The organism is Kitasatospora sp. NPDC004289 (assembly GCF_053602875.1).
This window is the reverse complement of record NZ_JBSGEL010000138.1, coordinates 1-8,722: the sequence shown is the minus strand read 5'-3', so window position 1 is coordinate 8,722 and position 8,722 is coordinate 1. Positions and strand designations below refer to the sequence as shown.

The 8,722-nt window shown below is 74.0% G+C and carries 8 protein-coding genes; 2 read left to right on the top strand and 6 right to left on the bottom strand.

All coding sequences use genetic code 11. The features are described from left to right. A partial coding sequence (locus tag ACWEPF_RS39105; protein ID WP_452176415.1) for a hypothetical protein occupies positions 1–220 on the bottom strand: 220 nt, incomplete at its 3' end. Between ACWEPF_RS39105 and ACWEPF_RS39100 the strand changes: the two genes are divergently transcribed. After that, entirely contained in the window at positions 219–1,538 is a 1,320-nt protein-coding gene (locus tag ACWEPF_RS39100; protein WP_452176414.1) for a right-handed parallel beta-helix repeat-containing protein, read from the top strand. The two genes, ACWEPF_RS39105 and ACWEPF_RS39100, sit on opposite strands and share 2 nt — an antisense overlap. Positions 1,539–1,545: 7 nt before the next feature. On the opposite strand, the gene ACWEPF_RS39095 is transcribed toward ACWEPF_RS39100, so the two are convergent. The 4 genes from ACWEPF_RS39095 to ACWEPF_RS39080 all read right to left on the bottom strand — a co-directional run bounded on the left by ACWEPF_RS39095 (position 1,546) and on the right by ACWEPF_RS39080 (position 7,262). Next, complete coding sequence (locus ACWEPF_RS39095; protein ID WP_452176413.1) at positions 1,546–2,313, bottom strand: hypothetical protein; 768 nt, start codon at positions 2,311–2,313, stop codon at positions 1,546–1,548. A gap of 81 nt (positions 2,314–2,394) precedes the next feature. Continuing rightward, positions 2,395–5,097 carry an SdrD B-like domain-containing protein gene (locus ACWEPF_RS39090; RefSeq protein WP_452176412.1) on the bottom strand — a complete coding sequence of 901 codons (2,703 nt, stop codon included), beginning with the start codon at positions 5,095–5,097 and terminating at the stop codon, positions 2,395–2,397. 228 nt (positions 5,098–5,325) lie between these two features. Continuing rightward, the gene (locus ACWEPF_RS39085; protein WP_452176411.1) at positions 5,326–5,943 is read right to left on the bottom strand and encodes a hypothetical protein; all 618 of its coding nucleotides are present in this window, start codon (positions 5,941–5,943) and stop codon (positions 5,326–5,328) included. A gap of 122 nt (positions 5,944–6,065) precedes the next feature. Then, positions 6,066–7,262, bottom strand: a complete 1,197-nt coding sequence (locus ACWEPF_RS39080) for an MFS transporter (RefSeq protein ID WP_452176410.1) — start codon at positions 7,260–7,262, stop codon at positions 6,066–6,068. 236 nt (positions 7,263–7,498) lie between these two features. Here ACWEPF_RS39080 and ACWEPF_RS39075 point away from each other — a divergent pair, with 236 nt between their 5' ends. Then, the gene (locus tag ACWEPF_RS39075; protein ID WP_452176409.1) at positions 7,499–7,873 is read left to right on the top strand and encodes a hypothetical protein; all 375 of its coding nucleotides are present in this window, start codon (positions 7,499–7,501) and stop codon (positions 7,871–7,873) included. A gap of 60 nt (positions 7,874–7,933) precedes the next feature. Here ACWEPF_RS39075 and ACWEPF_RS39070 read toward each other — a convergent pair whose 3' ends face one another. Next, positions 7,934–8,446: a ricin-type beta-trefoil lectin domain protein gene (locus ACWEPF_RS39070; protein ID WP_452176408.1), complete on the bottom strand. Its 513-nt coding sequence runs from the start codon at positions 8,444–8,446 to the stop codon at positions 7,934–7,936. Positions 8,447–8,722 lie beyond the last annotated feature (276 nt).

Below are 8,722 nucleotides of genomic sequence, written 5' to 3'. Positions count from 1 at the left end.
TGCCAGGAAGAAGCCGACGCTGCCGCCCGCCGCGAAGACGCTCATCGCGGCCGCGGGTGAACGCGGTCGCGCCCGCCGCCCCGGCCCCGACCCCGGTGGCGAGGGCCGCGGTGAGCAGGGTCCGCCGGTCGAACCGGGGGCGTGCGGGGGTCGGCACGCCCTCCGGGTTCGGGCGTTCGGTGTGCATGCCGTCCGTCCCGGACGGTAGAACACGATCCATGCAATTCCTCCGTGGTTCGGTGAAGGTGATGATCCGTCAGGCCGCCGTCTGCCTGGCGGTGCCGGTCCTGCTGGCGGCGGCCGGCTGCTCGGCGGGCGGCGGCGGCGAGGACTCCGCGGACCGCCATCCGGCGGGGGCGGTGATCCGGGTGCCGGCCGATCTGCCGACGGTGCAGCGGGCGGTGGACGTGGCGGTGCCCGGCGATCTGGTGCTGGTCTCGCCCGGCACCTACCGGGAGAGCGTGCGGATCACCCGGCCCCGGGTGGTGCTGCGGGGCACGGACCGCAACGCGGTGGTGTTCGACGGCGGGCTCAAGCTGGTCAACGGGATCACCGCGACCGGCGCGGGCACGGTGGTGGAGAACCTGACGGTGCGCGGCTACCTCGCCAACGGGGTGCTGTTCACCGGCGTCACCGACGAGAAGCTCCAGCGCCACGGCGCGGGCGGCTCGGCGTACGACCCGCTGGACACCACCCGCTTCCCCCCGGTGGAGGGTTTCCGGGCGACCAGGGTCACCTCGTACGGGAACGCGCTCTACGGCATCTACGCCTTCGACGCGCGCGGCGGGATCATCGAGGACTCGTACGCCTCGGGGATGGCCGACTCGGGGATCTACGTCGGCCAGTGCCGGCCCTGCGACACCCTGGTGCGGGGGAACACGGTGGAGCGCAACGCCGTCGGCATCGAGATCACCAACGCCTCGGAGAACCTCACCGTGGTGGGCAACCGGGCGGTGGGCAACCGGGTCGGAGTGACCGTCAACTCCAACGACCTGGAGTCGCTGGCCCCCCAGCACGGCGCGGTGATCGCGGGCAACGTGGTGGCCGACAACAACGCGGCGGACTCGCCGCAGCAGGCCGACGGCGGGTTCGGCATCGGCATCGGGATCGGCGGCGGCGTCGACAACCGGGTGGAGCGCAACCTGGTGACGGGCAACCGGTCGGCGGGCGTGGTGGTCACCGACCCGCCCGGGCACCCGGCCAGCGGCAACCGCGTCACCGCCAACCGGGTCACCGGCAACGGGGTGGACCTGGTCGGGGCGGCGGCCGCGCCGAGCAACTGCTTCACCGGCAACGGGCCGGTCAGCCAGAGCCCGCCGGGGCTGGAGCAGGTGGCACCCTGCGGGGTGAACGGCTCCGCCCCGGTGCCCAGGGGCCGCGCGGCGGCCGTCCAGGCCCCGCCCGGCACGCCGTTCAACGAAGTCCCCGCGCCGCCCGCCCAGCCCTCGATGCCCGACCCGAACGCCCCCGCCGTCCCGGCCGTCGCCCTCCCCGGCCCGGTCGACCCGGCCGCCTACCCGCTGCCGACGGGCGTCTGACCGCACGTCAGCCGACCGTCGCCCAGGGGGCCTGCGGCAGCCGGGCGTCCGGCTGCGGCCCCTCCAGGTCCAGGACGGTGGGCGTGGCGAGCCCGGTGATCCGCATGGTGACCCGCCGCAGGCCGCCGTCGGCGTCGATCCAGTAGGTGAGCGGGGAGGCGGCGGTGTCGCGGTCGGCGGCGTCGCGCGGGCGGGGGCCGGAGATCCGGTCATGGGCGCGGCCGTCGATCCGGTCCCGGCCCAGCCAGCGGGGGCCGGACTGGGCGAGCAGCAGGGGGTTGTCGGGCCGGTCCGCGCCGAGTCGGGCCAGCAGGTCGAGGCCCGCGTCGAGCGGGTCGGTGCCGAACGGCCGGGAGGCCCAGGCACTGCGCGGCAGGTGCTCGGCCTGCTCCCAGGCCGGGCCCGTCGCACCGGCGGACGGCTTCGCCAGGCCCAGCCCGCCGGTGTCCCAGACCACCAGGCCCTCGTCCACGGTGCCGGCCGGTCCGTGGACCCGGTAGCCGCCCGCCGCGTGCCGGGTGCGGTAGTCGATCACGCCGTGCACCTCCGTCACCAGGCCGCCGCCCGCCGAGGCGGTGAGGGCCACGCGGACGGGGCCGTGGCCGTAGAGGGTGAAGCGGGCCAGCGCCAGCCGGGAGGCCTCCTCGCTGCTGAGCGGGCGGCTCTGCTCCTGACGGTCGGTCATCCGCCAGGCCGTCACCCCGCCGGCGGCGAGCAGCGCCGCCGCGAGGGCGGCGGCCACGGCGGTGCGGCGGCGCTTCTTGTGGGTCGGCATCCAGGGGCGTCCTCTCCAGCGGAAGGGCGGGGCCCCGGGGAAGCTCCCGGGGCCCCGGTGTTCCGGGTGTCCGACGGGGTGTCAGCCGGTGCGGCGCTTCCTGAGCACCAGCAGGACCACCGCGCCGAGCACCACCAGCAGGCCGCCCGCGGCGACCAGGTACGGGGCGCTGCCGCCCCCGCCGGTGTTGGCCAGCGGCCCCGAGGGCTGCGGCACAGCGGGTGGCGGGGTCGTGGCCGTCGTCGGACTGGGCACGGGGACGGGGACCTCCACCGAAGGCGTCGGTGTCGGTGTCGGCGGGATCAGGGTGTTGACCGCCGTGGTGGTGACGCCCGCGTCGAGGTGCTCCTCGTCCAGCACCACCGGCCCGAGGACCGGCTGGTCGGGAGCCCGGTAGCCCGGCGGCGGGCTGAGCTCCTGCCAGTAGTAACCGCCCAGGTCCGCTCGGCCGGTGCAGGTGCCGTCCGCCCCGGTGGTGCAGGGGCCGTCGACCTCGGTGTCCGGCTTGCCGCCGTCCGTCTGCAGACCCGCGGTGTCGTTGCTCTCCCGCCACAGCTGGAACACCGCACCGGGCAGCACCTTGCCGTCCGGGTCCTGCTTGACCAGGCGCAGCGCGCCGAGCTGACGCCGGAACCCGAAGTCGAAGCCGTGGTCGTTCTGCCCGGGACCGCCGGTGGTGAGCGCCCGCTCGACGTACGTGCCGCCCGGCGGGACGGTGCCGTCGGAGTCGGTCAGGCGGTTGTCGCCGACGTTCGCCGCCGTCGGCACCCAGTGGTGCAGCGGCCCGCCCACGGCGTGGTCCGCGGGGTTGTCGAGGCGGATGGTGTAGGCGGTCCTCGCCTTCAGCCCGCCGGTGACGTTGCCGTCGTCGAAGTAGTACTCGCCGCGCGCGGTGGTCGTGGTGCTGCCGACCTTCGTGCCGTCCGCGTCGTAGAGGTTCACCGTCGCGCCCACCACCGGCTTCTGCTGCGGCAGTTGGAGCCCGGAGCGCTCGGGGTCGTACCAGACCCGGTTGCCGATCTGCAGCGGCGCCCGGTCGCAGAGCACCTCCAGGTCGGCCATCGCCGCACCCTTGCCGAACCGCGACCGGCCGTCGGACAGCTCCTGGCCGAAGCCCGGGTCCGGACCGCCGGTGCGCAGGGTGAACATGGTGCCCGCGCTGACGATGTTGTTGGCGACGTCGTAGCCGGAGGTGGCGACGGAGGTCTCCACCTTGGAGAGCGCCAGCCCCGCGAAGGCCGGGTACGGGTGGCCCCAGGGGTAGGGGCGGGGCTGGTCGAAGAAGTTCTTGTTGCGGACGGTCGCGCCGCAGCCCAGGTTGACGTCCAGCACGTACCGGGCGTCGGGCGAAGTGCCGGACCTGCAGGCCTTGTTGAGGTCGGCCGAGGCGAGCACCGAGACGAAGCCGGGGGGCTGCGGCCCGCCCTCGGCGGGGAACGCGGCGGCCTGGTCGGCGTACCGGTCGCGGAAGACCAGCAGCATCGAGCCGTCGGTCTCGAAGCCGATCTCGCCGAGCTCGGGCTCGGGGTGGACGTTGCAGACCTGCCCGGTGCCGGTGGTCGGCTGGGTGTCCGTCCACGGGTACCAGAAGTAGCCCGCGCAGCTGGTCGGGGTGCCCCGGTGGTCCAGCGGCTGGTCCAGCACGACCGTGCCGAAGGCACCCGTCGCCGGGTCGAACTGCCGCACCACGGCCCGCAGATCGCCGGCCTCCTGGGTGGACTCGCCGGAGCAGACGCCGCCGAGGTAGCCGACGCCGTCCTGCACGCCGAGGCCGAACGGCCGCCAGTCCTCCGGCGAGGGGCAGTCCGCCGCCGGGATCGGGTACACGCCCTTGGGCTCGGTGGCGGCCGGCGCGGTGGCGTCGTACCGGTAGAGCTTGCGGTCGTGCAGGTTGACCACGTACAGGTCGCGGCCGTCCTCGGTGAGCTTGAGTCCGCCGAGGCTCTCCTGGCCGACCGGGGCGAAGAAGCCCGGGTCGTCGGCGCCGGTGTGGGTGGTGGAGCCCGCGTCGGGGACGGTGGTGAAGAGCGAAGTCGCCTTGGTCACCGGGTCGGTGACGTAGACGGCGCCCGGCCCGCCCGGGCCGTAGGCGGTGTTCCGCTTGGCGTGGGCGGAGCTGAACAGCCGCCGGTCCTCGCGGTTCCAGGCGATGCCGAAGACGTTCCCGGTGGTGGCGGCGGTGGAGACGTTCGTGACGTCCTTGTTCACCCCGCGCGAGCGGTACGGGAAGGTCAGCAGGGTGCGGCTGGTGCCCGGTTCGAGCGAGGCGGGCTGACAGGCGGTGGCCAGCGGCGCGTTCGCCTGGCAGTAGTCGGCGGGGTTCCACAGGCCGGTGGTGAAGGAGACCTGGCGGCCGGCCGAGAGGTCGACGAACTCCTCGTTGCTGCTGAGTGCGGTCGGTGCCCCCGTCAGTCCCGTCCGGGAGGCGAAGGCCGGGAAGAGCACGCCGGGCCTCGGATTGACCACCTCGACCCGGTACCGGCCGCCGGTGCTCCCGGCCTCCGGCGTCAGCGTCACGGTGCCGTCGGCGGTGGTCACGGCGGTGCGCACCGCCCCGTCCGCCCCGGTCAGGGTGACCGTGACCCCCGCCAGCCCCGGCTCCAGCGCCGGGCTCCACGTCCCGTCGTCGTCGACGGCGCGGACCACCCGGACCGTCACCGACCCGTCCGCGTCGGCCGGCGAGGCCGGGGGCGCCGCCACGGTGGTCGCCGTGGTCACGGTGGTGAACGCGGCCACCAGGGCTGCGGCCCGGCCGGCCGCCCGGCGCCCGGCCCTCTTCGGCACGGGTGCTCTCGTCTGCTGCGGTATCTGCCTCATAACCTGCTCTCGCTGGTCGGGAAGGCGCGCCGGGCCGGGGCCGGGCGCATCACCTGAATGGCGTCGCGTACGCACCATTCGGCCGATCGTAAGCGGAAGCAGGACATCCGGCAGGTGGTGGAGGGAAATTGACGGTTCGTCAGGAAGCACACCCGGTGGTTCGTGTGCACCGGGTGCGCCCCCGGCGTGCTCTCCTCAGCCCCTGATGTCCACGTGCACGTTGAAGCGCACGGTCACCACGGTGACGAAGACGTTGCCCTGCACCTTGCGGGTGGCCAGGGTCTTGCCGACCGACCCCTTGCCCTTGGCGTCCTTGTCCTCGGCCTCCAGGGACTCGAAGCGGGAGAACGGCGAGGCGGCGACCTGGCCCGACAGCGTGCCGAGGCGCGTCCACTCCGTGCGCAGGACCTCGTACTGCGCGGAGGTGAGCGCGTCGCTGAAGGTCATGTCGATCTGGCCGCCGTCGATGTACTGGGCGCAGGCCTGGCGGAACAGGTCCAGGGTGCTGGTCCGGAACCCGTCGTCGTCCGCGTCGGCCAGCGCGATCAGCGCCGACCGCTTGGCGCCGATGGCGTCGCGGCGGCGCCCCTTCGCGAGGGCACCGCGCTTCTCGTTCATGTCCTCGACCAGGGACTTCTCGGCGGTCTCCAGGCCGGTCTCGGGGTCGAGGGCGATGTCGACCGTGGTGGCCCAGGTCGCGGCCGTGATCCACTCGAAGTCGTACTCGATCCGCTGGCAGAACTCCTTGAGGAGCTTCTCGGCCTCCCGCTTGTCGCTCGCGTACTCGATCCCGCCCTTGCCCGTCTTCGGCACGGTGTCCCCCTCCGACTCCCTGGCCCGCCCGGGACCGCGCCCGGCTGTGGCAGCACTGTCCCACCCCGGGCCGGGGTCGTCACCCGGTGGCGCGCGCTCCGCTACACGGGGCTGACGCACCGTCAGGAGGGGCCGTCCGCGCGGACGGAGCGCATTCGGACCGCCGCGTAGACGCAGCCCGCCAGGGCCAGGTCGGAGAGCAGCATGAAGCCGATCGAGTAGCTGCCCTTCTCGCTGTACACCGCCCCCATCACCAGCGGTGGCACGAAGCCGCCCAGCCCGCCGACCGCGCCCACGATGCCCGTCACGCTGCCCACCTGGCCCACCGGCGTGACCTGCGCGACCAGCGCGAAGACCGCGCCGCTGCTGGTCGACAGGCCCGCCGCCATCAGCAGGAAGGCGATCGTGCCGACCGGGCTGAGCTCCGGGTCGAAGGCCTGGACGATGGCGAAGAGCGCGGTGAGCGCCAGCGACCAGGCGGTCACCACGGCCGGGTGGACCCGGTCGGACAGCCAGCCGCCGAACGGGCGGAACACCACCGTCACCAGGGCGAAGCCGGCCGCCTTGGCCCCTGCGTCGGTGGCCGAGAGGTGGTACCAGGTCTTGAGGTAGGTCGGCAGGTAGACCCCGAAGGCGACGATCCCGCCGAAGCCGATCGCGTACAGCGCCGAGAGCTCCCAGGTCACCCGCAGCCGCCCGGCCGCCGCGAGCCGCGCGGGCAGCGGGGCGGTCGGCACCACCCGGTCCGGCCGGTCGCGCAGGAACAGCAGGGCCAGCACCACGTACACCGCGAGGGCCACCGCCATCACCGTGAACGGCAGGGCCTCGCCGTGCTTCCACAGCCGCGGCGTGACGTACCCCGACAGCGCCACGCCGCCCATCCCCATGCCGAACACGCCGACGCCCAGGCCGCGCTTGTGCGGCGGGAACCAGGAGTTCACCAGCGGCACGCCGATCGCGAAGGTGGTCCCGCCCAGGCCGAGCAGGAAGCCCACCGCCAGCAGCGCCCCGTAGGAGCTCTTGGCGGGAATCAGTAGCAGCACCGGAAGGATCGTCAGCCCCGACACCAGCGGGAACATCAGCCGCGCCCCGTACCGGTCCGTCAGCGCGCCGACCGGCACCCGGCCCAGCGAGCCGACCAGCACCGGCACCGCCACCAGCAGCGACTGGGCGAACGAGGACATGTGCAGGGTCCTGTCGAACTCCCCGGCCAGCGGCGCGATCAGGTTCCAGGCCCAGAAGGTCAGCGTGAAGCCGACCGTGGCCACCACCAGGTTCACGTACGCGGCCCGTGGCACCCGCTCCTCGACCGTGCTCACAGGGCGACTCCCGCTCTCGGTCCACCGGCTTGACGCCCCATCACAGCAGCGGCCCCCCACGGGGGCGCGCCAGCGCCGCGCCCCCGCCCCTTCGTTCGGCCCAACGGCGTCAGCCTTCCGGACGGCGGCCGGGTGGGCGGCGGGAGTGGCCGCCCGGGTCCCTTTCGGGTGATTCCCGGGGGCTGTTGGCAGGCAGAACGGGTCCCGGGGCGGAGGCCCCGTCCGATGCTGTGGCCATGATGCGACGATGTGCCGCCGTAGCGGCTTCCGCTGCCCTGCTCCTGCCGTTCCTCGGCGCTGCCACGGCGCACGCCTCGGAGGCGGTGCCGGCGGAGTTCGTCACCGTCTCCGGACCGGTGACCGTTCATGACGTCTCGGACGACGAGCAGGAGCTGTGGGAGGGGTACGCCGCGGTCGAATGCCCCGAGGGCACGCTCGCGGTGTCGGGCGGCGTCGACCTGCCGACCCCGTGGGGGGTCGATGCGAGCTGGGCGGACGGCCGGAGCTGGGTGGTGACCACCTACGACGTGGAGAAGAGCTGGGTGTCCGGTGACCTGGAGGAGGGCGACCGGGTGGGCACCGCCCACGCGGTGTGCCTGAAGACCACCTGACCCCGCACCACCGACCGGCGGTGCCGGGAGCCGGTGCGGCTCCCGGCACCGCCGGACGTCCTACTTGGCGGGGGTGAGCCAGGTGCGGGTGTTGTTCTGCCCGCACTTGCCCAGCGGCCAGAGGGTGACGGCCGTGTCGGTGCCGTCACCGCTGGGCCACATCAGGCACACGTCCCGGCCGACGGGCTTGAGGACCTTGCGGTCCTTGTCGAAGGACCACTTCTGCTTCTTGTTCGCGCCCTCGCACGCGGCACCGGCGACCTTGCCGCCGGTGTCGGTGAGGCAGACGGTCTTCCGGTTGCCCTTGCCGGTGATCCTGAGCTGCTGGTCGGAGGTCACGGTCCACACGTTGTCGGTGTACTCGTCCGAGGGGCAGCCGCTGTAGGCCAGGACCACCTCGAACTTCTGGTCGTCGAAGTTGCGGTACGAGAGGCAGACCGTGCGGTGGTAGACGCCCTCCACCCGGTAGGTCCCCGGGGCGGGCGGCGCCATCGCCGCCTGGGACTGGGCGGGCAGCAGCAGGGCCGCTCCCACGGCACCGGCCAGGGTGATCGCTCCCGGCTTCCATCTCACGAAAGGTGTCCTTCCCGTAGGGGCCCGCCGCGCCGAGCACGGCGGGCGCGAACCGTTCGGAGGCCAGTCAACGGCGCCTGGCACGGGGCGGTGGAACCAGCGCCCACCAGGTCACGCGAACGGCCGAGAACGATCACCGGCCCGCCCCACCCGACCCCGCCCGATCGGCGGAACCACCGGTGCGGACCGCCCGCCGACGCGATCAGGCCGGGCGGCACCGTGCCCGCCCTCGGTGCCGGACGGACCGACGGCCGCCGCCCCCGGGGGGGGGCACCC